At 70.9% G+C, this 22,511-nt stretch carries 15 protein-coding genes; 12 read left to right on the top strand and 3 right to left on the bottom strand.

Translation table 11 applies throughout. From position 1 onward, the window contains the following. Positions 1–2 precede the first annotated feature (2 nt). The 4 genes from EV672_RS05920 to EV672_RS05905 all read left to right on the top strand — a co-directional run bounded on the left by EV672_RS05920 (position 3) and on the right by EV672_RS05905 (position 7,519). Positions 3–485, top strand: a complete 483-nt coding sequence (locus tag EV672_RS05920; protein ID WP_133607182.1) for a (2Fe-2S)-binding protein — start codon at positions 3–5, stop codon at positions 483–485. Further along, a complete protein-coding gene (locus EV672_RS05915; RefSeq protein WP_243738548.1) occupies positions 482–2,830 on the top strand; it encodes a xanthine dehydrogenase family protein molybdopterin-binding subunit in 2,349 nt (782 codons plus the stop codon). The genes EV672_RS05920 and EV672_RS05915 overlap by 4 nt, the downstream gene beginning before the upstream one ends. Beyond that, complete coding sequence (locus EV672_RS05910) at positions 2,830–3,540, top strand: nucleotidyltransferase family protein (protein WP_208110717.1); 711 nt, start codon at positions 2,830–2,832, stop codon at positions 3,538–3,540. Before EV672_RS05915 ends, EV672_RS05910 begins: the two co-directional genes overlap by 1 nt. 85 nt (positions 3,541–3,625) lie before the next feature. Next, a complete protein-coding gene (locus EV672_RS05905) occupies positions 3,626–7,519 on the top strand; it encodes a DUF748 domain-containing protein (RefSeq protein ID WP_133607178.1) in 3,894 nt (1,297 codons plus the stop codon). Here EV672_RS05905 and EV672_RS05900 read toward each other — a convergent pair. Beyond that, on the bottom strand, positions 7,484–8,503 hold the full coding sequence (locus tag EV672_RS05900; RefSeq protein WP_133607176.1) for a LysR family transcriptional regulator: 1,020 nt from the start codon (positions 8,501–8,503) through the stop codon (positions 7,484–7,486). The two genes, EV672_RS05905 and EV672_RS05900, sit on opposite strands and share 36 nt — an antisense overlap. A gap of 354 nt (positions 8,504–8,857) precedes the next feature. Here EV672_RS05900 and EV672_RS05895 point away from each other — a divergent pair, with 354 nt between their 5' ends. Continuing rightward, positions 8,858–11,458 carry an ATP-binding protein gene (locus EV672_RS05895; protein ID WP_133607174.1) on the top strand — a complete coding sequence of 867 codons (2,601 nt, stop codon included), beginning with the start codon at positions 8,858–8,860 and terminating at the stop codon, positions 11,456–11,458. Further along, complete coding sequence (locus EV672_RS05890; RefSeq protein WP_133607172.1) at positions 11,455–14,739, top strand: ATP-binding protein; 3,285 nt, start codon at positions 11,455–11,457, stop codon at positions 14,737–14,739. Before EV672_RS05895 ends, EV672_RS05890 begins: the two co-directional genes overlap by 4 nt. 47 nt (positions 14,740–14,786) lie before the next feature. On the opposite strand, the gene EV672_RS05885 is transcribed toward EV672_RS05890, so the two are convergent. Beyond that, positions 14,787–16,028 carry an NAD(P)/FAD-dependent oxidoreductase gene (locus EV672_RS05885; protein ID WP_166643472.1) on the bottom strand — a complete coding sequence of 414 codons (1,242 nt, stop codon included), beginning with the start codon at positions 16,026–16,028 and terminating at the stop codon, positions 14,787–14,789. Between the two features lie 181 nt (positions 16,029–16,209). On the opposite strand from EV672_RS05885, the gene EV672_RS05880 reads away from it, so the two are divergent. The 4 genes from EV672_RS05880 (at position 16,210) to EV672_RS05865 (ending at position 18,591) form a co-directional block, all read left to right on the top strand. Further along, complete coding sequence (locus EV672_RS05880) at positions 16,210–16,527, top strand: flagellar basal body rod protein FlgC (protein ID WP_133607168.1); 318 nt, start codon at positions 16,210–16,212, stop codon at positions 16,525–16,527. A 195-nt stretch (positions 16,528–16,722) separates the two neighbouring features. Continuing rightward, positions 16,723–17,919 (top strand): DNA polymerase Y family protein, encoded by a 1,197-nt coding sequence (locus EV672_RS05875; protein ID WP_133607413.1) that lies wholly within the window; start codon positions 16,723–16,725, stop codon positions 17,917–17,919. Next, the gene (locus tag EV672_RS05870; protein ID WP_243738547.1) at positions 17,919–18,164 is read left to right on the top strand and encodes a hypothetical protein; all 246 of its coding nucleotides are present in this window, start codon (positions 17,919–17,921) and stop codon (positions 18,162–18,164) included. The genes EV672_RS05875 and EV672_RS05870 overlap by 1 nt, the downstream gene beginning before the upstream one ends. Before the next feature lie 79 nt (positions 18,165–18,243). Continuing rightward, positions 18,244–18,591 carry a 2Fe-2S iron-sulfur cluster-binding protein gene (locus EV672_RS05865; protein WP_133607166.1) on the top strand — a complete coding sequence of 116 codons (348 nt, stop codon included), beginning with the start codon at positions 18,244–18,246 and terminating at the stop codon, positions 18,589–18,591. On the opposite strand, the gene EV672_RS05860 is transcribed toward EV672_RS05865, so the two are convergent. Next, positions 18,530–18,832: a DUF1653 domain-containing protein gene (locus tag EV672_RS05860; protein WP_133607163.1), complete on the bottom strand. Its 303-nt coding sequence runs from the start codon at positions 18,830–18,832 to the stop codon at positions 18,530–18,532. The genes EV672_RS05865 and EV672_RS05860 overlap by 62 nt on opposite strands. A gap of 126 nt (positions 18,833–18,958) precedes the next feature. Between EV672_RS05860 and EV672_RS05855 the strand changes: the two genes are divergently transcribed. Together EV672_RS05855 and EV672_RS05850 are read left to right on the top strand one after the other, a co-directional pair. Continuing rightward, positions 18,959–20,845, top strand: a complete 1,887-nt coding sequence (locus EV672_RS05855) for a polysaccharide biosynthesis protein (protein WP_133607161.1) — start codon at positions 18,959–18,961, stop codon at positions 20,843–20,845. 205 nt (positions 20,846–21,050) lie between these two features. Then, entirely contained in the window at positions 21,051–22,508 is a 1,458-nt protein-coding gene (locus EV672_RS05850; protein WP_133607159.1) for a S41 family peptidase, read from the top strand. Positions 22,509–22,511: the final 3 nt, after the last annotated feature.

The following is a 22,511-nucleotide window of genomic DNA, read 5'->3' as shown; positions in this document are numbered from 1 at the left end:
CCATGCATCAATTCCAACTCAACGGTCGGCCCGTGCAGGTGGATGTCGAAGACGACATGCCCTTGCTGTGGGTCTTGCGGGACGAACTCGGCCACACCGGCACGAAGTTCGGGTGTGGCATCGCGGCCTGCGGGGCCTGCACCGTGCACCTCAATGGCGGCGCCGTGCGCTCGTGTGTGGTGCCGATCTCGGCGGTGGCCGGGCAGTCGGTGCAGACCATCGAAACCCAGGACGATGCCATCCTGACACGGCTGCAGGCGGCCTGGGTGCAGCACCAGGTGCCGCAGTGCGGTTATTGCCAGAGCGGCATGCTGATGGCCGCCACGGCCTTGCTGCGCGAGAACGCCAAGCCCTCTGACGCCGACATCGACGCGGCCATGACCAACATCTGCCGATGTGGCACCTACCAGCGCGTGCGCGCGGCCATCCACACGGCTGCCGGTGCTTCGCCCAGCGCGTCTGGCCGCGACAAGGGGGCCGCATGAGCGCCGACGTCCGCACGAACAGCCGCACGAACAGCCGCACAAACCCGATGAGCCGCCGCAGCTTCCTCATCGCCGGGGCCGTCACCACCGGGGGCCTGCTGGTGGGCTGTGGCGCGCCCACGCCGCAAGAGCGCCTGGGCAAGCCCGCCGATTTGCCCGTGCAGGGCGACCAGGTCGCGCTCAATGCCTGGGTCAAGATCTCGCCCGATGGCACCGTGACCGTGGCTGTGCCGCGCGCCGAGATGGGCCAGGGCGTGATGACCTCGCTGCCCATGCTGCTGGCCGAAGAGCTCGATGCCCGCTGGGAGGACGTCCGCGTCGAAGCCGCGCCCATCGCGCAGGTCTATGCCAACGAAGCCATGATGCTCAACGCGCTGCCCTTCGGGGTGGACGACCACGGCTGGCTGGCGCGCACCGCCGCGGGCGTCATGCAACGCACAGGCCGCGTCTTGCACCTTCAGGTCACCGGTGGCTCCAGCAGCATCCGCGATGCCTGGCTGCCGTTGCGCGTGGTCGGTGCCACGGCGCGCGCCATGCTCGTGCAGGCCGCGGCGCAGCGCTGGCAGGTGCCGGCGTCCGATTGCCGCACCGAGGCCGGGCAGGTTGTTCACAGCACCACGGGGCGCAAGCTGGGCTATGGCGAGCTGGCGGCCGATGCGGCCAAGCTCACGCCGCCGTCCGATGTTCCCTTGAAATCGCCCGACCAGTTCAAGCTGATCGGCCAGGCCGCGCCGCGCAAGGACATCCCGGCCAAAGTCGATGGCTCGGCGCAGTTTGGCGTCGATGTGCGCGTGCCCGGCATGCTCTACGCCGTGCCCGTGCAGGCCCCCGTGTTCGGTGCGGACGTGGCGTCTTTCGATGCTGCCGAGGCCCTGCGCATGCGCGGCGTCAAGCAGGTGGTGCAGATCCCGCACGCGGTGGTCGTGGTGGCCGACAGTTGGTGGCGTGCCAAGCAAGCCGCCGCCGCAGTGAAGGTCAGCTGGACGGCCACGCCGCACGACCAGACCAGCTCGGCCGACATCGCCCGCCAGGCCGACGAGGCCCTGGCGCAGCAATCGGGCACCTCGTTCACCAACCGGGGCGATGCCGAGCAGGTGCTGAAAGACGCCGAGGCCGCGGCCAAGGCCGGTGGCCAGCCAGGCAACAAGCCAGGCAACAAAAAGCAGACGGTGCTGCAGGCCCGCTACCACGCGCCTTACCTGGCCCACGCGGCCATGGAGCCCATCAACTGCACGGCCCAGGTCAAGGACGGTGCGGTCACCGTGTGGGTGTCCACCCAGTCGGCCTCCTTGGCCAAGTGGCGCGCCAGCCAGGTCGCCGGGGTGGACAGCGAGCGCGTGACCCTGCACCTGCCGCTGCTGGGTGGGGGCTTTGGCCGCCGCCTGGAGGTGGACATGGTCGAGCAGGCCGTCGCCGTGGCCATGCAGGTGGGCGGCCAGCCCGTCAAGCTGCTGTGGACCCGCGAGGACGACACCCGACACGACCTGTACCGACCGGCCGCCTGGGCCGATTTCCGTGCCGTGCTCGACGGGCAGGGCCAGGCCGTCGCCTGGCACAACCGCGTCGCGGCGCAGTCGCCGACCTACGGCGCCACGAAGCGCCTGCTGCCCTGGGCCGCGGCCGATTCCCCCGACAAGAACCAGATCGAAGGGGCCTTCGACCTGCCTTACGACATCCCGAACCTCGCGGTGCGCCAGGTGCGCTTGAAGGGCCACGTGCCTGTGGGCTACTGGCGCAGCGTGGGCCACTCGTACAACGCCTTCTTCGTCGAATGCTTTGCCGACGAGGTTGCGCATGCCGCCGGCCAGGATCCGTTCGCCTGGCGCCAAGCCCGACTGGGCCAGCACCCGCGCCACCTGGCCGTGCTGGAGCGCGCCGCCAAGGAGGCCGGCTGGGGCCAGCCTTTGCCGGCCGGCCGCGCCCGTGGCATCGCTTTGCAGGAAGCGTTCGGCGCCATCTGCGCGCAGGTGGCCGAGGTGTCCGTGCAGGGCGATCAGGTGCGCGTGCACCGCGTCGTCTGCGCCATCGACTGTGGCCACACCGTCAACCCCGACACCGTCGAAGCACAGATGCAGGGCGCGATCGTCTTCGGCCTGAGCGCGGCGCTGTTCGGTGAGGTCACGCTGGCGCAAGGGCGCGTGCAGCAGGCCAGCTTCACCGATTACCCCCTGGTCAAGCTGGCGCACATGCCGCGCATCGACGTGCACATCCTGCGCAACGCCCACCCGCCCGGTGGTGTCGGTGAGCCGGGCGTGCCGCCGGTGGCGCCGGCCGTGGCCAACGCGCTGTTCGCTTTGACCGGCCAGCGCCTGCGTTCGCTGCCGCTGCGCTTGAAGGCGGCTTGATGCCTTCGCCGCGCGTGGTGGTGCTGGTGCTGGCGGCGGGGGCGTCCACCCGCTTCGGCAGTGACAAGCGCCAGGCCCTGCTGCCCGATGGCCGCAGCCTGCTCGACGCCGTGGTGGCCACCCACCGCGAGGTGTTCGATGAAGTGTGGGTGTTGAGCCGTCCGACTGCCGACGGCCAGACCGATGCCTTCGCGCAGTCGGTGTGCGATGCGCATGGCGCCCGGTGCATGCCTTGCCCCGATGCGGTGCTCGGGCAGGGCCACACGCTGGCCGCCGGCTTGCGGCTGTTGCAGGCCGAGGCGGGCCTGTCTGCCCTGGCAGGTGCCCCGGGCGAGCCGGTGGCTGCCGCGCTGGTGGCGCTGGCCGACATGCCCTGGGTCCGCGCCGACACCTTGCAGCGCCTGCGCGAGCGCTTCGAGGCCACGGGCCGGGTGGTGCTGCCACGTTGCGGTGAGGCCCTGGGCCACCCGCGCCTGCTGCCGCGCGCCGTGTGGCTGGCCTTGCTGGGCGATGCGGTGCCAGGGGCAGGGTCAGCGCCAGCCCATGCGCCAGGCCCGGTCGGACTGCGCGGTGACCGCGGCGCCCAGGCCCTGCTGGACTGGGCGGAGGCCGAGCAGGTGGTGGTCGATGACCTGGGCGTGCTGCGCGATGCCGACACCCCGGCCGACTTGCGCCAGGGCAACGCCGCGCTGCCACCGACCGGTCCCTGAACGGCGGCTGAAGCCACGCAGGGGCACAGCCCGCTAACATGCGAAGGTTGACCACCCTTGCCCGCACGCTGCGGATGGCTGCCCCATGACCGCTCCGGCCCCTGACACCGCCTCCCCACCCTCCAACGCGCCTGCGGGCACGCCTGCCCTGGCCCCTCAGCGCCCCGGTGGCCACGGCCCCTGGCGCTTGCTGGGCCGTGTGGCGCTCGGTGCTGCGGTGGCGGCGGGTGTGTGGACCGGCGTGGTCGGTCACTGGCTGCCCGACTGGCTGCGCCCCCGCATCGAGGCCGCGGCCACCGAGGCCCTGGGCACGCCGGTGCACCTGGGCGAGTTGCGCATCCACCCCTGGTCGCTGGGCGTCGAAGCCGGCGACCTGGCCGTGGGCCCGACCGCCCAGCCCTGGTTCAAGCTGCAGCGCGCCGACACCCAGCTCTCACTGCAATCGGTCTGGCGCATGGCCCCCGTGCTGCGCCATGTGCGCCTGGTCCAGCCCGAGCTGCTGCTGGAGCGCCAGAGCGCCGAGCGCTTCAACATCACCGCCGTCATCGAGCGCCTCAGCCAGCCCTCGCCGCAGCCCCAGCCCGACACTGGCCCCGCACGCTTCGCCGTCTTCAACATCGAAATCAAGGACGGTGTGCTGCGCTACGAGGACCGGGTGCTGTCGCAAAGCCACCGCATCGACCAGTTCCGCCTGGACGTGCCCTTTGTCAGCAGCCTGCCCGCCGACCTCGACGTGACCGTGCAGCCGCTGCTGCAGGCCCGCATCGACGGCAGCCCGCTCAAAGTGGCCGGCAAGGCCCTGCCGTTCCGGGAAGGCCACCGCAGCGAGGTGACGGTGCAGTGGCAGAACGTGGACCTGGCCCACTGGCTGGACGCGGCCAAGGCCCTGATGCCGGAGGGGATGCGGCCCGAGGCCCGCGCCGGCCGGCTCGACACCGACCTGAGCATCGTGTTCGAGCAACGCAAGGCGCCGGCCCTGCCCACGCTGGCCATCCGCGGCAGCGCCCAGGTGAGCCGCTTCGACATCGGCCTGCCGCCTGCACCCGGCCTGGGCCGCATCGACACCGGCTGGGAGACCTTGCGCGTCGAGGGCATCGACGCCGAACCCCTGGCCCGCCGCGTGGCCATCGCCAGCGTTGCGCTGGACGGGCTGAGCGTGCGGGTGCAGCCGGTCTCGCCGCCGGCCGAGCCTGCTGTTGCTTCTTCTTCCTCTTCTTCTTCTGCGCCTGCCACGGTTGCCGCCGCGCCCTGGCAATGGTCGGTGGCCAAGCTCCATGTCGCTGCGCGCCAGATCGACGCCCAGACCCAGGCCGAGGCCGCCTGGCCGCGCCTGACCCAGCTGCTGCTGGACGTGCAGGGCCTCGACGCCCGCGCCCAGGCGCCAGACGCGCGCTGGCAGCTGTCTGTGCAGGACGAGCACGGCGGCCAGTTCGGCGCCCAGGGCACGGCCCACCCGACGCTGCAACGCGCCGAGCTCGACCTGAGCCTGGCGCAGTGGCCCGTGGCGCCCTGGCTCAAGCCTTTGCAGCGCCAACTGGCCTTGCCGGTGGTGATCTCGCAAGGGCTGGTGGGCGCGAAGGCGCACGTCAGCGCGAACATGCGGGTGACCGAGGCTGTGCCGGCTGCAACGGCTTCACCGGTTGCACCGGCTGCCTCGGCGGCCTCGCCTGCCGCACTCTCCCAAGCCGTCCGCCTCAGCGCCGGGCAGTTCACCTTGAGCGATTTGCTGGCCGATGCGGCCGCGGTGGCCGGCGCGCCCGGCGCGCCCGGCAGCCGCCGCCAGGACCGCATCGCCCTGAAAGCCTTCACGGTCGATGGCATCGAGGCCGAGGCCAGCCTGGCGCCGACCAGCCCCGGCTTGCGCCGCCTGGCCACCGCGGCGGTCACGGCCGACCGTCTGGATGCGGCCCTGTTCCGCGACGCCCGGGGCCTGTTCCTGGGCCAGGCGTCGGGGGGCGCTTCAGCCTCTCCTGCGCCCGCGGCCGGCAAGGCAAGCGCCAACGCACCCGCCAACGCACCCGCCAAGGGCCACACACCCGGGCCCAGCCCCGTCCCCATCACCCTGGGCGAATTGCGCTGCCTGGCGTGCGCGGTGCAGTTCACCGACCAGACGGTCAGCCCGGCGGGGGTGTTCTCGCTCAAGCGCACCGACCTCAGCGTCAAGGGCCTGGGCTCGCGCATGGACCAGCCCCTGGCCATCGCCCTGCAGACCCTGGCGCAGGGCCAAGGCAAGGTCCGCTTCAAGGGGGATGTGCGGCCGCAGCCGCTGTCGGTCAAGGGCGCACTGGCCGTGGCCAACCTCGACCTGCGCGCCCTGCAGCCCTACCTCGACCCGCACCTCAACGTCGCGCTGGCCTCGGCCGCGGCCCAGGCCGAAGGGCGCATCACCCTGGCCGACGACGCCCGTCAGGGTCTGAGCGCGCGCTACCAGGGCAAGCTGGGCCTGAGCGACCTGCGCCTGCGCGACCGCGTCAACGACGCGCTCTTCCTGCGCTGGGCCAGCTTCTCGCTGGATGGCACCGACCTGAGCTACGCCAAGGGCGCCATCGACGCCGACCTTGGCTTCATCGCGCTGAAGGATTTCTACGGCCGCATCATCGTCAACCCCGATGGCCGCCTGAACCTCGCCAGCGTGGTCAAGCAGGCGGACCAGGCCGGCCAAGGCGATCAGTCGATCACGACGCCGCAGGCGCCGGTGTCGGGTGCGTCGGCACCCCAGCGCGCCCGCGCGCCCGGTGGCGTCACGGTGACCACCACGACCTTGCCGCCCGCCCCATCGCCCTCGGCTTCGGCCGCCGACGCGCCGCCCGCACCCCAGCTGCGCTGGCAAGGCATCCGCCTGGCGCAAGGCGAGGTGGACTTCACCGACACCTTCATCAAGCCCAACTACTCGGCGCGTCTGACCCGCATCGCTGGCGACATCTCCGGGGTGTCTTCGCGCACGCCCGAGCCGGCCACGGTCGAGGTCAGTGGCGCGGTTGACGACGGTGCGCCGCTGCGCATCAGCGGCAAGTTGCACCCGCTGGGCCCGAAGCTCTACACCGACATCGCCGGCACGGCCAAGGGCATCGAGCTGACGCGCCTGACGCCGTACGCGGCCCGCTACGCCGGCTACGCCATCGAGAAGGGCACGCTGTCGGTGACGGTGCGCTACAAGGTCGATGGCGGCAAGCTGGAGGCCGACAACCAGGTCTTCCTCGATCAGCTCACCTTCGGCGAGCGCGTGGACAGCCCCGATGCCACCAAGCTGCCGGTGCTGCTGGCGGTGTCGCTGTTGAAGAACGCTCGCGGCGAGATCGACGTCAACCTGCCCATCTCCGGCTCGCTCGACGACCCGCAGTTCTCGGTGGGCGGCATCATCTGGAAGGTCATCCTCAACCTGATCGGCAAGGCGGTGACGGCGCCGTTCGCGCTGCTGACCGGCGGCTCGTCCAGCGAGCTGGGCGTGGTGCCCTTCCAGCCAGGTTCGACCGAGCTGAGCACCGCGGCCCGCGAGCGCCTGGACGCCCTGGCCACCAAGCTCAAAGACCGCCCCGCGCTCAAGCTCGAAGGCACCGGCTGGGCCGACCCCGACATCGACACCGAAGGCCTGCGCCAGGCCCATGTGGACCAGCTCATGCGCCGCGCCAAGGCCAAGTCCACCGGGCAGGAGATCTCGGAAGTGGTCGTCGAGCCGGCCGAGCGCAGCACCTGGCTGAAGGCCGCGTACAAGGCCGCCGACATCCAAAAGCCGCGCAACCTGGTCGGCCTGGCCCAGAGCCTGCCCGATGACCAGATGGCCGCCTTGCTCAAGGCCTCGGCCCCGGTGGGCAAGGAGGCGCTGACGGCGCTGGCCGACGAGCGCGCCAACGCGGTGAAGGCCTACCTGGCCGACAAGCTCGATGCCGAGCGCGTGCGCCTGACGGCTTCCAAGGTCGCGGTGGAAGGCCGGGCCGACAGCCCCTCAGGCGGGGCCAGCGTGCAGTTCAATTTGCGCTGATGGCCCAGCTGCGTGCGTGAGCGCACCCTGGTTGGCCTGAGGGCAGCGCGCTTCGGCGCTGGCCATCAGGGCCTGGATTTGCTGGCGCACCCGTGTCATCAGCGGGTGCTGGTCGTGTCGGCGGTGCCAGACCATGTGCGCGTGGATCTGCAAAGTCGGCTGCGTGGGCAGCGGGCGGATCACCACCTCTGGCGAGGGCGTCAACCCGGCGTGGATGGCCGGCTGGATGGACACCAGCGGTGCGGCCTGCAGCATCTGGAACAGCGCGGTGACGCTGGATGCGGTCGCCACCACGTGCCTTGGCTGGCCATGTGCGGCGAAGCAGTCGTCCACCACGCTGGCGGTTTCGTCCCGGTGGCTGCTGGCGACGTGGTCGAGCGCGGCCAGCTGGGCCAAAGTGGCATCGGGTGGCAGGTCAAGCTGTCGTGGCGCGTACATGTAGTTGAAGGCGCAGCTCAGCAGGCGCACCTGTTGGTGCCAGCTGCGCAGGGGCAGGTCCACGGCCACGATGGCGAGGTCGAGCTCGTCGGCGTCCAGGGCGTCGAGCACGTGTTCCACCCCCAGCAGTTGGGCGCGCAGGCGCACGCCAGGCGCTTCCCGCCGCATCCAGGCCACGAGGCCGGGCGCCACCAGCATTTCCAGCCCGTCGGGGGCGGACATGCGCACCACGCCCTCGGCGCGCGCCAGCTCGAAATCGTCAGGGCGGCGGATGAAGTCGCTGGCGTCGGCCAGCCAGGCGCGCACGCGCGGCGCCAGCGCCAGGGCGCGGTCGGTGGGCACCATGCGCTTGCCCGATCGCACCAGCAGTTCGTCGTCGAACAACACGCGCAGCCTTGCCAGGGCGTGGCTCATGGCCGGCTGGCCGATGTAGATGCGTTCGGCGGCACGCGCCACGTGGCACTCGGTCAGCAGGGCGTCGAGCGCGACCAGCAGGTTGAGGTCGATGCGGTGGAAGTCGCTGTGCTTGATATCGATGTCGTGCATGAATCGCTCCGCACTGATCAGGTGACTTCATTTTAGAAGGCGCCCCGACATCGGCTCCCGGCAGGCCCTGTGGCGGACCCCAAAAACGGAAGCCCGCCGTCCCGGTGACCAGGGCGGCGGGCGAACCTCACGGCGTGCGCAAGGCAGACGGTTCCGACCCGTCTTTCTCTGGATGACAGCGTTTGGATGTCAGCACATGGTTGCACGTGCGGTCCAGTGGGCTCGTGAAAGCTTTGGGGCCGTGCGTTTGTGCCGCGTTTCTTTAGAATATTGCACATTGTCCGGGTGTCCGGACGGGCCGTCCTGAAGAGATCCTGAAATTCCTCTGAAGATGTCCTTTCGACCGGGGAACCCTTGCCAGACAGCATCCGTTTTGACCGATTCGCGCTCCGTGTGCACGAGCGCGTGCTCTACCTGGACGGGCAGCCCACCGCCTTGGGCGGCCGCGCCATGGCGCTGCTGGTCGCGCTGGCCCAGCGCCATGGCCGGCTGGTCACCAAGGCAGAGCTGATGGAGCTGGTCTGGCCCGGCCTGGTGGTCGAGGAAAACAACCTCCAGGTGCAGGTGTCTGCCCTGCGCAAGGTCCTGGGCACGGGCGCCATCGTCACCGTGCCGGGGCGGGGTTACCGTTTTGTGCTGCCTTTGCGCTTGCGCGAAGCGGGTGCTGCGTCGGCGCCTGCTGCCACAACCCCGTCGCCATCCGCAGGTGCGTCGTCGTCCCAAGCCTCGGCCCTGCAACTGCCGCCCGTGCGCCGGGCGCAGCCTGAGCCCGGCCAGACCGAGGCGCTGACCGCGTTGCCCACGCAGGCGCAGCGCCTGTGGGGACGCGAGCGCGACCTGGCCGCCCTGGACGCTCTGCTGCCGGCACCGCTCATCACCCTGGTGGGCTCGGCCGGCATCGGCAAAACGGCGTTGGCCCTGGCCGCCGCCCACCGCTGGCGCGCGGACCGCCCCGATGGCACGGCCTGGGTCGATCTGGCCAGCCTGAACTCCGCGGGTTGCGCGGTCACGGCCGTGTCCCAGGCGCTGGGTTTGTCGGTCGCTGGCGCAGATCGTCTGGGCAGCCTGGCCTCGGCCTTGGGCCCGCTGAAGGTTCTGCTGGTGCTGGACAACGCCGAGCACGTGCTGGAGGCGGTCACGGGCCTGGTGCGCGCCGTGATGCAGGCCGCGCCGGGCGTGCGGTTGCTGGTCACCAGCCAGGTGCCCTTGAAGGTCGATGGCGAGCGCGTCTTCCGGCTGGGGCCTTTGTCCATCCCGCCGGCTGGCGCCTCGGTGGACGAGGCCCTGCAGCATGGCGCGGTGGCTTTGTTCGTGGACCAGGTGCGTGCGCTTGACCGCCGCCATGCGTTGCTGCCCGACCAGGTGGCGCTGGTCTGCGAGCTGTGCCGCCGGGTCGATGGCCTGGCCCTGGCCATCAAGCTGGCGGCCTCGCGCGTGCCCTTGCTGGGCTTGCCCGGCGTGGTACAGCGCCTCGATGAGCGATTCCGCCTGCTCGCTGGCCACAGCGCGGGCGTGCCCGACCGCCACCAGACCCTGATGGCCGCCCTCGACTGGAGCCACGAGCTGCTGACACCGCCTGAGCAGGCCTTGTTCCGGCGCGTGGCGGTGTTCGCCGGTGGCTTCCCGCTCAGCCTGGTCACCCTGCTGGGGCAAGGCCTGACGCCCGACACCTGCCTGGACGAGTGGCAGGTGCTGGACACCCTGGGCGCGCTGGTCGATCGCTCGCTCGTGGCCGTCGATGGCGGCGATGCGCCACGCTACCGTTTGCTCGACAGCATGCGCGACTACGCCAGCCTCAAGCTCCAGGCCAGCGGCGAGCAGGCGCTGCTGCAAGCCCACCATGCGCGCGCGGTGGCCGAGCTGATGGACGGTGCCTACGAGGCCTACTGGCTGAGTGCCGACGCCACCTGGCTGGGCCAGTTCGGTTGCGACATCGACAACGTGCGCGTGGCCCTGGACTGGGCCGTGGCCCATGACCCCCACCTGGCCGTGCGCCTGCAAGGGGCCGTCGGTCCGCTGTTCCTGCTGCTGGGGCTGGCCCCGGAAGGCCGGCTGCGCGGGCGCCGGATCGAGCCTCTGGCCGACCGCCTGGGCGACGACCCTGCTGCGGCGCGGTTCTGGCTGGAGCACAGCCGCCTGCACTGGGGAGTGGACAACGCCGGCATGCTGCAAGGCGCTCGGCGTGCCGAGCAGGCCAGCCGTTCGGCCAACGATGCCCGCGGGGTGTACCTGGCGCTGCGCTGCGTGGCCGGCAGCGGCATGCTGGCGCGCGCGCAGGCCGTGGCCCTGCTGCGCGAGATGAGCACCCTCGAGCGCCCCGACTGGCCCGTGCGCCTGCTCACTCAGCGGCTGATGGCCGAGGTCGGCGTGTTGCGCAGCCTGGAGCTCATGGCCGATGCGCGCCGCGTCTGCCAGAACCTGCTGGTGCGTGCGCAGTCGGCCGGGCTGGAGGGCGTGACGTCGGCGGGCCTCAGCGACCTGGCCGCCATCAGCCTGGCGCTGGGCGACACCGACGCGGCCTTGCGCATCAGTCAGGACATCCTGGCGCGGGGCCGCCACCGCCGCGACAACTTCGTCGTCCATGCCCTGGCCATCGTGGCCTGCGTGGCCTTCGTGCGTGCCGACCTGGCCCAGGCCCGCGCCACCTTGCGCGACTTCCTGGACGCGTCGCGCAGCCGCAGCTGGGAGTGGCTGGGCCTGTACGCGGGCCTGCTCGCCCTGCTGGCTGCGATGGAGGGCCGCCACGAAGCCGCGGCCCGCCTGCTGGGCTACACAGCGCAGACCTACCGCACGCTGGGCTCGCACGATGTGCTGGCCGTCTATGCCTGGTCGCGCGCGCACGCCGCCGTGGAAGACGCGCTGGAGCCCACCGTCCTGCAGCGCTTGCTGGCGCTGGGCGCCACGCTGGACCCCGAGTCCGTCTGCACCTGGGCACTGGGCCAGGCGCCGACATGAGCGCATCGGCATTGCACCAGTGGCTGCTTGACGCCGGTGTGCCGCACCTCGAAGCGCTGCTGCGCGCCCACGCCATCGACATCGATGTGCTGGGCTCCCTCAGCGAAGCCGACCTGGCCCAGATCGGCCTGCCCATGGGCGACCGCAAGCGCGTGCTGCAGGCCCTGGCGCGGCGCCCTCAAGCGGTGGCCCAGCCCGACGGCGAGCGCCGCCAGTTGACCATCCTTTTCGCCGACTTGGTGGACGCGACGACGCTGTGCCAGTCGCTCCCGCCGGAGGCCTGGCGCGCCATCGTGCTGGCCTACCAGCAGGCCGCCGTGGACATCCTGCAGCGCCATGGTGGCGTGGTGGCCCAATACCTGGGCGATGGCCTGCTGGTCTATTTCGGCTACCCCCTGGCGCAGGAAGACGCCGCTGTCCGCGCGGTGCACAGCGGGCTGGCGCTGGTGCAGGCCGTGGCCGCGCTGGACGTGGCGGGCCTGGCTGGCGTGGGTGGCATGGGCAACATGGGGGGCGTTGGGGATGTGCGCGGTCTGCGCGTGCGGGTGGGCATCGACACCGGGCTCGTGGTGGTGGGCGACGTGGGGGCCGGCAGCCACCGCGAGCACCTGGCGCTGGGCGATGCGCCCCACCTGGCCGCACGCCTGCAGGCCTTGGCGCCGCCCGGTCAGGTGTTCATCGGCGAAGCCACGCGGCGTTTGTCGGGCGGGTGTTTCGTGTGCGAAGACCAGGGCGTGCACGCGCTCAAGGGGGTGCGTGCGCCCCACCAGGTCTGGCGCGTGCGCGGCCTGACCCAGACCGCCAGCCGGTTCGAGGCGGCCACGTCGGCACGCCTGAGCCCGCTGGTGGGTCGCCAGCAAGAGCTCGTCCTGCTGAGCGACCGCTGGCAGCAGGCCGCACAGGGCCGGGGGCAGGTCGTGGTGCTGTCGGGCGAGGCTGGCATCGGCAAATCCCGCATGGTCGGCGAGCTGCGCCAGCGCATGGGCAACGCGGGCCTGGCGGCGCTGGTCGTGCAGTGCGCGCCTCAGCATCGCCATGCCGAGTTCCACCCGCTGCGCGAGGGGCTGATGCGCCGCCTCGACATCCGCCATGGCATGTCGCCGGCCTTGCAGCGCGAGCGCCTGCACGCGCTGGTGTTGGGCGTCCACGGCCTCGCGCCGGCCCATGCCCGAGCCTTGGGCGAGCTGTTGATGCTCGGCGACGAAGGCGAGGGCTCCGACCGCGCGGCCCCCTGGGTCACCACCGCCCACGAGCGCCATGCGGCCATCCTGGCGGCCCTGGTCGCCTTGACCGAAGCCCGCGCCCAGCAGCGACCGACCTTGTTGCTGCTCGAAGACCTGCACTGGGCCGACCCGGGCACCTTGGCCTTTGTCCAGGCCGTGGGACACCGCTTGCGCGACTGGCCCTTGCTCTTGCTGGTCACGCACCGCCCGCAGGCCCTGCCCGTGCTCGCGCCAGCGTCCGTGCTGACGCCGTTGCCTGTGAGCAGCCTCAGCGCCGAAGACACCGGTGCGCTGCTGGACCGCATCGCGGGCGCGCACACCCTGTCGGCGGCCGCGCGCCAGCACATCGCGCACAAGACCGATGGCGTGCCCCTGTTCGTCGAAGAGCTGGCGCGCTCGCTGATCGACGGCGTGGCCCTGCACGACGGCCATGCCCCGGTGCCCGCCACCTTGCGCGATTCGCTGATGGCCCGCCTGGACCGCCACCCCTGTGCGCGCGAGCTGCTCCAGCGCGCCGCGGTGCTGGGGCGCACGCTCGACCTCGATGTGCTCCAGGCCATGGACGCCCGCCCGCCGGCCGAGTTCGAGCGCGACCTCCACACCCTGCTGCAGGCCGGTGTGCTGGTGCGCGGTGAAGGGCCGCGCGGTCCGCAGCTGGCGTTCCGCCACGCCTTGCTGCAAGACGCCGCCCGAGACTCGCTCGTGGCCGTGCGCCGCCAGCAGTTGCACGCGCAGGTGGTGCACACCTTGCAGACCCACTTCCTGGCGCGCATCGACAGCGACCCCGCCGAGCTGGCCCACCACGCCACGCAGGCCGGCCTGAGCGAAGTCGCCGTTGACCACTGGCGCCGCGCCGGCGAGCGTGCCCTGGCGCAGAAATCGCTGAGCGAGGCCGTGGCCCACCTGGACGCGGGCCTGGCCGTGGTGCTGGCGCAGCCTCCTTCAGCGCGTCGGGACCAGCAAGAGATGCAATTGCGCGGCCTGCTGGGCACCACGCACATGCTGGGCAAAGGCTGGGCGGCTCCGGAGGTCGAACAGGCCTACGGCCGCGCCCAGCAACTGGCCGGTGCCAGCGACGATGTCGACGACGCCATCTGGCCGCTGTGGGGCAATGGCGTGTTCCAGCTGGTCAAGGGCGACATCGTCCAGGCCTGTGCCATCGGCCGGCGCATGCAGACGGTGGCCCGCCAGGCGCACAGCCGCCAAGCCTGGCTGGTGCACGACATGATGCAGTCGCAGCTGACCTTCTACAGCGGTCGCCTGGTGGAGGTGGCCACCCACGCCGAGCAGGTCGGGCACCGCTACAACGACCCGCAGGACCGCAGCCTCATCCCCCTGTACTCCACCGATTTGCTGCTGGTGGCGCAGGTGCATGCCCTGCATGCCGACTGGATCACGGGCCAGACCGATGACGTCGATGCGCGGCTGCAAGCCGTCCAGCAGCGCGCACACGACCTGAACCACGCTTACTCCCTGGCCTGGGCCTTGGGTTGGGGCGCCATGGTTCGACTGCACCGTGGTGACGTGGACGCCCTGTGCGCCAGCGCCAGCCAGAGCTTGCGCCTGGCCGAGGCCCACGGCCACGCTTACGTCCGCAGCATGGCTGCCTTCCTGCTGGGATGGTGCGCGCACCGCAGGGCCTTGGCCTTGGGCGATGCGGCGCTGGCCGACGGCCATGGCCTGGCCGCCATGCGCCAGGGCCTGGCCGATTTCTGCGCCACCGGTGCGGGCATCGCCGTGCCCTTCTTCCAGACGCTGCTGGCCGAAGCCCTGGGGCAGGCCGGCGCCGTTGCCGAAGGCCTGGCTTGGCTGGCCGAGGCTTCAGCGCGCGTGCAGGCCGGTGGCGAGCGTTGGTACGAGGCCGAGCTGCACCGCGTGCGCGGCGACTTGCTGTTGCGCAGGCCGGATGCGGACGTGGCCGAGGCGGCTGCATCGCTGCACCTGGCCCTGACCTTGGCCCACGAGCAGCAGGCCGTGCGCTGGCAGCAGCGCGCGCAGGTGTCGTGGGATGCGGCTTGCGCGCGGCACCCGGTGCTGCGCCAGTGGCGCACCGGTTGAGCTTGTGAGCCTGTGAGCCTGGGGTTGGCGACCCGGCCCGGGTGCGCTCAGGCGGGGGTGACTGCCCCGTACAGGATGGCCTGCAGGTTCGCCGGATCGAAAAACTCGGCGGGTGTCACGGTCTGCCCGAACACGCCGAAGTAGCGGTCGATCTGGGCCTGCTGGCCCGCCAGCGCCATGAAGACATCGACCATTTCCTGCGGCGGCACCTGCAGCTGGGCCATGTCTTGCGCGAACTGGTGCAAAGGGCGGGACACGGCGTCGCGCTGCGGGCCGAAATGGGCCAAGGCGGCATCGAGTGCGCGCTGGCCCGACGAGCCGTCCTGCAGCAAGCCCTCGTGCAGCAGGCCCGACAGCAGCTCGGCATCGCGCAGCGCCAGGGTGATGCCCGCGGCCGTGACCGGGTCCACCGTCACGCCGGCATCGCCCACCAGCGCCCAGCCCGCGCCGGCGGCTTCGCGGCAGTGCGAGCCCACGCTGGCGGCCGTCCAGTCGCCCTCGCGCTGCGCGCCGCGCACACGCTCGGCGAGCGAAGGCGCGTGGGCGTGCAGCTCGCGCATGACCATCGCTTCGACCTCGGCCAGCGGCACGCGCGGCGCGCGCCCGGGCAGGATCACGCCCACCAGCGTCTGGCCGTGGTGCGTGGACCAGGCGTAGGCCATGCGCTCGGGCCGGGAGTGGAACTCGACCGCGTCCACCGGCAGGCCGCTGAAGTAGGCATAGGCGTTGTAGGAGCCATCGTCCTTGGGATGGTGCACCAGCGCGCGTGCTCCCACGGCACGGGCCAGCGGCGAATGCGTCCCGTCGGCGCCGACCACAACGCGCGCCTCGAACTGCACCGGCTGGCCGTCCTGCAGCCGTCCGCGGATGCCGCACACGCGGCCATCGGCCGAGTCCCGCTCGCGGAGCACACCCTCGAAGGTCACGCCCTCGCGCAACTCGGCACCCGCGGCCACGGCGGCGTCCAGCAGGACCTGGTCCAGCACCACGCGCCGTGGCGCCATGGCCGCGCCCACACGCGTGGCGGGTGGTTGTCCCTGCAGCACCAGGCCACCCATGTCCAGGGTGAAGTCGGTCAGCAAGGGGCAGCCGCTGTCTTGAAGCGCCTGCAGCAGGCCCCAGCGGTCCAGCAGGTCCACGCCCGCATGCCAGACCAGGTGGGTGGACAAGCGCACATCGCTGGGGAAATGCGCCTGATCGACGATCAGCACGCGGTGACCCTGGCGGGCCAGCAGGAGGGCGGTGGCGGCACCGGCGCAGCGCGCGCCCACAACAACGGCATCGAACATGGTGTTCCCGGGACGACTGAAGGGATGTGTTCCCCGACATGCTAGCGCCCTGGACGAAATTCGTTCAACGTGGGGTGCCGTGGTGTTCTCACGGTTCTGGCGACAAACCGGCGTCAGCCCCCCGTGACCGAGGGCGCCTGACGGCGCACACTGCGAGCAGGAACCACTGCCGAGGCACGCCATGAACCCCGTCCTGCCGATTTCCCTGTCGGGCTTGCAAGCCGCCACCACGCGGCTGGACGCCTCGGCACACAACATCGCCAATGCGCAGACGCCCGATTTCCGCCGCGAGGTCGTGCAGCAGCAAACCGTGGGCACCGGCCAGGGCCAGGAGCAGCCGGGCGTGGTGGTCACCATCGGCAAATCTTCGGAAATCGGCGCCGACCTGGCCACCGACCTGGTCGAGCAAATGTCGGCCAGCGCCACCTACAGGGCCAACCTGCGCAGCATCCGCACGCAAGACGAGCTGATGGGCAGCTTGCTCGACATCCGCGCCTGAGGCCAAAGACCGTGGACCGAAGGGGCGTCAGAATGCCGTGATCCCCCACGGCATCCCTGGTCCCGGCCCTTGAGCGCGCCCGCCCCCTTCCACAGCCCTGCCGACGGCCCTCCCGGCGGCCATGCCAGTGGCCCTGATCGCAGCGTGACCGCGGCGCCCGCACCGCTGCCCGATCGCCTCATCGCCCACCTCGACATGGACGCGTTCTACGCCTCCGTCGAGCTGCTGCGCTACCCGGATTTGCAAGGTCTGCCGGTGGTGATCGGGGGAGGGCGCCGCCCGCAGCCCAGCGCGCAAGCAGAGGATGGCCGCGCCCACGCCCACGCACGCTTGCGCGACTACGCCGGCCGCGGCGTCATCACCACCGCCACCTATGCGGCCCGCGCCCTGGGCGTGCACTCCGGCATGGGCTTGATGAAGGCCGCCGCACTGGCGCCCGACGCCATCCTGCTGCCGCTGGATTTCGACGCCTACCGCCGCCACTCGCGCCTGTTCAAGGCCGCCGTGGCCGAGGTCGCGCCCGTCATCGAAGACCGCGGCATCGACGAGATCTACATCGACCTCAGCGACGTGCCCGGCGCGCGCGACACGGTCGGCGGCGACCCGCTGGGCGGCGTGCGCGCCATCGGCCAGCGCCTCAAACAGGCCGTGAAAGACGCCACCGGCTTGACCTGCTCGGTCGGCATCACGCCCAACAAGCTGCTGTCCAAACTCAGCTCCGACCTCGACAAGCCCGACGGCCTGACCCTGCTCATGCCCGCCGACATCCCCGTCCGCCTCTGGCCCCTGCCGGCCGCCCGCATCAACGGCATCGGCCCCAAAGCCAACGAGCGCCTGGCCGCGCTGGGCATCCACACCATCGGCGAACTGGCCGCGGCCCCGCTGGACCAACTGATCGCAGAGTTCGGCAGCAACCAAGGCCACTGGCTGCACGAGGCCGCGCATGGCCGCGACGATCGCCCGGTGGTGACCTGGCGCGAGCCCAAATCCATCAGCCGCGAAACCACCTTCGAGCGCGACCTCCACCCGCGCGACGACCGTGCCAGCCTCGGCCCGATCTTCACCCGCCTGTGCGAACAGCTCGCGTCCGACCTCGAGCGCAAGGGCTATGTCGGGCGCAGCATCGGCGTCAAGTTGCGCTACGACGATTTCCGCATCGTCACCCGCAGCATCACCTTGCCTCAGGCCACGCGGGACGCCGCCGACATCCGCCGTTGGGCCGGGCGTTGCCTGAAAACCGTGCCGCTGGACCGCCGCCTGCGCCTGATTGGCGTGAAAATGGCGTCGCTCGCGGTGGGCGATGGCCACACCACCGATGCCACCTCGTCCGCCGAGGGCCCGTTGGCGCCCCACGGGTCCCTGCCTTTGTTCGATTTCACCGAGTCCGCCTGATGCCCGCTGTGTTTGTCCGCCCTGTGGCACGTCTTGCCCGCACCTGTGTGCTGCTGTGCGGCGCGCCGTGGCTGCTGTCCGGTTGCGCGATCATCACCGTGGCCGATGCCGCGGTCAGCGTTGCCGCCACCGCCGTCAAGGTCACGGCCACGGTGGTCGAGACCACGGTCGATGTGGCCGCTGCCGGCGTCAAGGCCGTGACGAAGGACGACGCCCCGGTCGAGCCAACGCCCGTCGCCGAGTGACGGTGCGGGTGGCTGGACATCCGGCTGGACAGGAGGCTGGACCTTGGCGGCCTGGGTGCACGCCTGCCTGGAGCCGCCGATGACGCTTCCCACCAGCCTCACCATCTTGCCCCTGGGCGTGACCGTGCCCGTGGTGCCGGGCCAAAGCCTGCTGGAGGCCGCCTTGGCCGCGGGCGTGAGCCTGCCGCGCTCCTGCCGCAACGGCACCTGCCGCGCCTGCCGCTGCCAGATGCGGTCGGGCGCGGTGCGCTACCGCATCGACTGGCCCGGCCTCAGCCCTGACGAGCGCGATGCCGGCGACATCCTGCCCTGTGTGGCCCTGCCTGGCACCGATGTCGGCGAGACCGGCGAGGCCGTGAACATCGTCATCGAGGCGCCGCTGGCGCAGCGTCAGCCTGCGCCTCTGCCTCCGCCGCCATCCACCTGAAGCGCGGCTGGCGCACGCCGTCGATGACCACCTCTTCCACGAACATCGCGAAGGGCCGCACCCACAGCGCACCTTCGCCGTACAGCGGTCGGTACACCACCAAGGCCTCGTGCGTTTCGCTGTGCCGCGCCACGCCCAGCACCTCGTAGCGACCGCCCTTGTGATGCACGTACAGGCCCATGGACAAAGTCGGCAGGGGGGCGAGGTCGGAGGCGTCCGAGGGGTGGGGCAGGGTGTGCATGCAGCGATTGTCCCCGCTTCTGCCGCCCAGTGAGCTGCAAGCCGGTGCAGGCCACGAACGCGGCACAGGCACAATGAGCGTCTTGCCGCCTCCCCTGCCGCACCTGCCGCCCCCGCTGCCGCCTCCATGCCCTGGTCCCCGCTGAACCGATCCTCCGGTCGCCTCCTCGACCGCCTGCGCCCCCACCGCCAGGCGGTCGTTTTGCTGGCCGATGCCGTGCTCATCCTGCTGGCCTGGCACCTCACCTACCTCTTCCGCATGGGGGTGGAGCGCTGGTTGCACGAACGCCCGACTTACGACTGGGCCGTGCTGCTGGGCGTCATCGGCATCTACAGCGTGGTGTCCTGGGCCCTGGGCGTGCCGCGCGCCACCTGGCGCTACGTCAGCTTCCACGACATCAGCCGCCTGGGCTGGGTCTGCCTCGGTGCCGGCCTGGCCAGTGCCGTCGTCGTGCTCATGGCCCAACTCGTCGAGGTGCCGCGCGCCGTGCTGGCCCTGCACCCGCTGTTCACGCTGACCCTGCTGGCCATCGCGCGCATGGCCGTGCGCATGCGCAGCGAATCCTCCCGGGCGCGCCGGGCCGGGCGCTCGCCCACCGGCCAGCACGCGCTGGTGCTGGGCGCCGGTGCGGCGGCCAAGCTGCTGATCGCAGGCATCCAGCACCGTGGCTGGACCGTCGTCGGCCTGCTCGATGACGACACCCGCAAGCACGGCGCCACCATCTCCGGCGTGGCCGTGTGGGGCGGCCTGGACCTCCTGAGCCGACCCGACGCCCTGGCCGACACCCTCGCCGACGTCACCCACCTCATCCTGGCCATGCCCTCGGCCACGCTGGAGCAGCGCAAGCGCGCGCTCGACCTGGCCGCGGCCACGGGCCTGCCCGTCGTCACCGTGCCCACCGCCGACGAGCTGCGTGAAGGCCGCTCGCGCATCGACCGCGTGCGCGACATCGAACCCGAAGACGTGCTCGGTCGCCAGGCCGTCAAGCTCGACGAAAGCGCCGTCTCGGCCCTGATCAGCGGGCAAACGGTGTTCGTCACCGGGGCTGGCGGCTCGATCGGCTCCGAGCTGTGCCGCCAGATCGCCCGCTTCGGCCCCAGCCGCCTGGTGCTCTTTGAGCTCAGCGAGTTCGCGCTCTACCAGGTCGAGCAGGATTTGAGCGAGCACTTCCCGCACCTGCCCCTGGTGCGCCTGGTGGGCGATGTGAAGGACCTCGGTGCCCTGCGCCGCGCCATGGCCCAGCACCGCCCCGACCTCGTCTTCCACGCCGCGGCCTACAAGCACGTGCCGCTGATGGAAGACGAGAACGCCTGGGTCGCCCTGCGCAACAACACCCTGGGCACCTACCTGACGGCGCAGGCCGCGGCCGAGCATGGCGTCCAGCGCTTCGTGCTCATCTCCACCGACAAGGCCGTCAACCCGACCAACGTCATGGGCGCCACCAAGCGCGCCGCCGAGATGGTGGTGTCGCACTGGGCCACGCAGGTGCCCGCCACGCGGTTCATGGCCGTGCGCTTTGGCAACGTGCTGGGGTCGAGCGGCAGCGTCATCCCGAAGTTCAAGGAGCAGATCGCCAAGGGCGGGCCGGTCACGGTCACGCACCCCGAGATCACGCGCTTCTTCATGACCATCCCCGAGGCTGCCCAGCTCGTGCTGCAGGCCGCCGCGCTGGCCGACTCGGGCCAAGTCTTTGTGATGGACATGGGCCAGTCGGTGAAGATTGCCGACCTGGCGCGCGAGCTCATCCGCCTGAGCGGCCACACCGAGGCCGAGATCCCCATCGTCTTCAGCGGTTTGCGCCCCGGCGAGAAGCTTTACGAAGAATTGCTCGCCGATGCCGACACCACCTTGCCGACGCCACACCCGCGCCTGCGCCTGGCGCAGTTGCGTGGGGAGTTGCCTGCCGACTGGATCGAGCGCATGCGCGCCCTGGCCGAGGACGAAGCCGCCTGCACGCCCGCCACGCTGCGCGCGCGCCTGCACGGGCTGGTGCCCGAATATGCGCCGCGGTGAGCGCGGCGCCGCGGCACAGCGCCGTCTGTTTCGCGCGACTGCGGTGACACAAGCGCGCTTCAATCCACACATCTGCGGGCAAGTTCTGCCCTTATTGCCCAGTGCGGGCACTTGCCGCGCCCTATACTGACTGCACACCACGAGAAACTGGGCCCGCTGCGCATCCCGCGCCTGCGCCCCGGGTCGAACACGGGCTGAGATTGCCATGACCTCCAAATTGAAAATTGCTGGCTGGGTTGCGCTGGGCGCGCTGGCCGGTGGCCTGACCACCTTGCAATTCGGCGCCACCGCACGCAATGCCGTGGCCCCCCTGCCACTGGAAGAAATGCAGCAACTCGCTGCCGTCTTCGGCATGGTCAAGACCGATTACGTCGAGCCGGTCGATGAAAAGAAACTCTTCAGCGACGCCATCGGCGGCATGGTCGCGGGCCTCGACCCCCATTCCGTGTATTTCGACAAAACCACCTTCAAGGAATTCCGCGAAGGCACCACCGGCAAATTCGTCGGCGTGGGCATCGAAATCGGCATGGAAGACGGCCTCGTCAAGGTGGTCTCGCCCATCGAAGGCTCGCCCGCCTTCCGCGCCGGCCTGAAAACCGGCGACCTGATCACCAAGATCGACGACACCTTCGTCAAGGGCCTGAGCATGGACCAGGCCGTCAAGCGCATGCGTGGCGAGCCCAACACCAAGGTTGTCCTCACCATTTTCCGCAAGCTCGAAAACCGCAGCTTCCCCGTGACCATCGTGCGCGAGGAAATCCGCGTCCAGAGCGTGCGCGCCAAGATGATCGAGCCGGGCTACGGCTGGGTCCGCATCAGCCAGTTCCAGGACCGCACCGTCGAAGACTTCGTCGCCAAGGTCGAGAAGCTCTACAAGGACGACCCCAAGCTCAAGGGCCTGGTGCTCGACCTGCGCAACGACCCGGGCGGCCTGCTCGAAGGCGCCATCGCCGTGTCGGCCGCCTTCCTGCCCAAGGACGTGACGGTGGTGTCCACCAACGGCCAGCTCGCCGAATCCAAGCAGGTCTTCAAGGCCCGCGCCGAAGACTACTCGCGCCGCTATGGCGCCGACCCGTTGGCCAAATTGCCCGCCGCGCTCAAGAGCGTGCCGGTGGTGGTGCTGGTCAACGAAGGCTCGGCCTCGGCTTCGGAAATCGTCTCCGGTGCCCTGCAGGACCACAAGCGCGCCGTCATCATGGGTGGCCAAACCTTCGGCAAGGGCTCGGTGCAGACCGTGCGCCAGTTGACCGCCGACACGGCCCTCAAGATCACCACCGCGCGCTACTACACGCCGAACGGGCGCTCCATCCAGGCCAAGGGCATCGTCCCCGACGTGATGGTGGACGAGTCCGAAGAGGGCAACCTGTTCGCGGCGCTGCGCCTGCGCGAGGCCGACCTCGACAAGCACATCGCCAGCGGCCAGGGCAAGGAAGAGAAGGACGCCGCCCGCGAGAAGGCCCGCGAGGAAGCCGTCAAGAAGCTGGAAGAGGCCAATGCCGGCAAGAAGAACGAAGCGCCCAAGCCCCTGCCCGAGTTCGGCAGCGCCGAGGACTTCCCGCTGCGCCAGGCCCTCAACAAGCTGCAGGGCAAGACGGTGCTGGTCTCCAAGACCATGACCGAGCGCAAGGCCGAAGGCAAGTCCGACGAACCGAAAGCCCCTTGATTC

It is taken from the genome of Aquabacterium commune, assembly GCF_004362855.1.
Lineage (GTDB): Bacteria > Pseudomonadota > Gammaproteobacteria > Burkholderiales > Burkholderiaceae_C > Aquabacterium > Aquabacterium commune.
This window is presented reverse-complemented; position numbering and strand designations above follow the sequence as displayed.

Excerpts from the sequence above, each read along its gene's own strand:
- EV672_RS05875 (WP_133607413.1), top strand. The coding sequence starts at position 16,723 with ATGGACGCGTTCTACGCCTCCGTCGAGCTGCTGCGCTACCCGGATTTG.
- EV672_RS05850 (WP_133607159.1), top strand. The coding sequence starts at position 21,051 with ATGACCTCCAAATTGAAAATTGCTGGCTGGGTTGCGCTGGGCGCGCTG.
- EV672_RS05870 (WP_243738547.1), top strand. The coding sequence starts at position 17,919 with ATGCCCGCTGTGTTTGTCCGCCCTGTGGCACGTCTTGCCCGCACCTGT.
- EV672_RS05905 (WP_133607178.1), top strand. The coding sequence starts at position 3,626 with ATGACCGCTCCGGCCCCTGACACCGCCTCCCCACCCTCCAACGCGCCT.
- EV672_RS05920 (WP_133607182.1), top strand. The coding sequence starts at position 3 with ATGCATCAATTCCAACTCAACGGTCGGCCCGTGCAGGTGGATGTCGAA.
- EV672_RS05885 (WP_166643472.1), bottom strand. The coding sequence starts at position 16,028 with ATGTTCGATGCCGTTGTTGTGGGCGCGCGCTGCGCCGGTGCCGCCACC.
- EV672_RS05900 (WP_133607176.1), bottom strand. The coding sequence starts at position 8,503 with ATGCACGACATCGATATCAAGCACAGCGACTTCCACCGCATCGACCTC.
- EV672_RS05865 (WP_133607166.1), top strand. The coding sequence starts at position 18,244 with ATGACGCTTCCCACCAGCCTCACCATCTTGCCCCTGGGCGTGACCGTG.
- EV672_RS05890 (WP_133607172.1), top strand. The coding sequence starts at position 11,455 with ATGAGCGCATCGGCATTGCACCAGTGGCTGCTTGACGCCGGTGTGCCG.
- EV672_RS05880 (WP_133607168.1), top strand. The coding sequence starts at position 16,210 with ATGAACCCCGTCCTGCCGATTTCCCTGTCGGGCTTGCAAGCCGCCACC.
- EV672_RS05860 (WP_133607163.1), bottom strand. The coding sequence starts at position 18,832 with ATGCACACCCTGCCCCACCCCTCGGACGCCTCCGACCTCGCCCCCCTG.
- EV672_RS05915 (WP_243738548.1), top strand. The coding sequence starts at position 482 with ATGAGCGCCGACGTCCGCACGAACAGCCGCACGAACAGCCGCACAAAC.
- EV672_RS05855 (WP_133607161.1), top strand. The coding sequence starts at position 18,959 with ATGCCCTGGTCCCCGCTGAACCGATCCTCCGGTCGCCTCCTCGACCGC.
- EV672_RS05910 (WP_208110717.1), top strand. The coding sequence starts at position 2,830 with ATGCCTTCGCCGCGCGTGGTGGTGCTGGTGCTGGCGGCGGGGGCGTCC.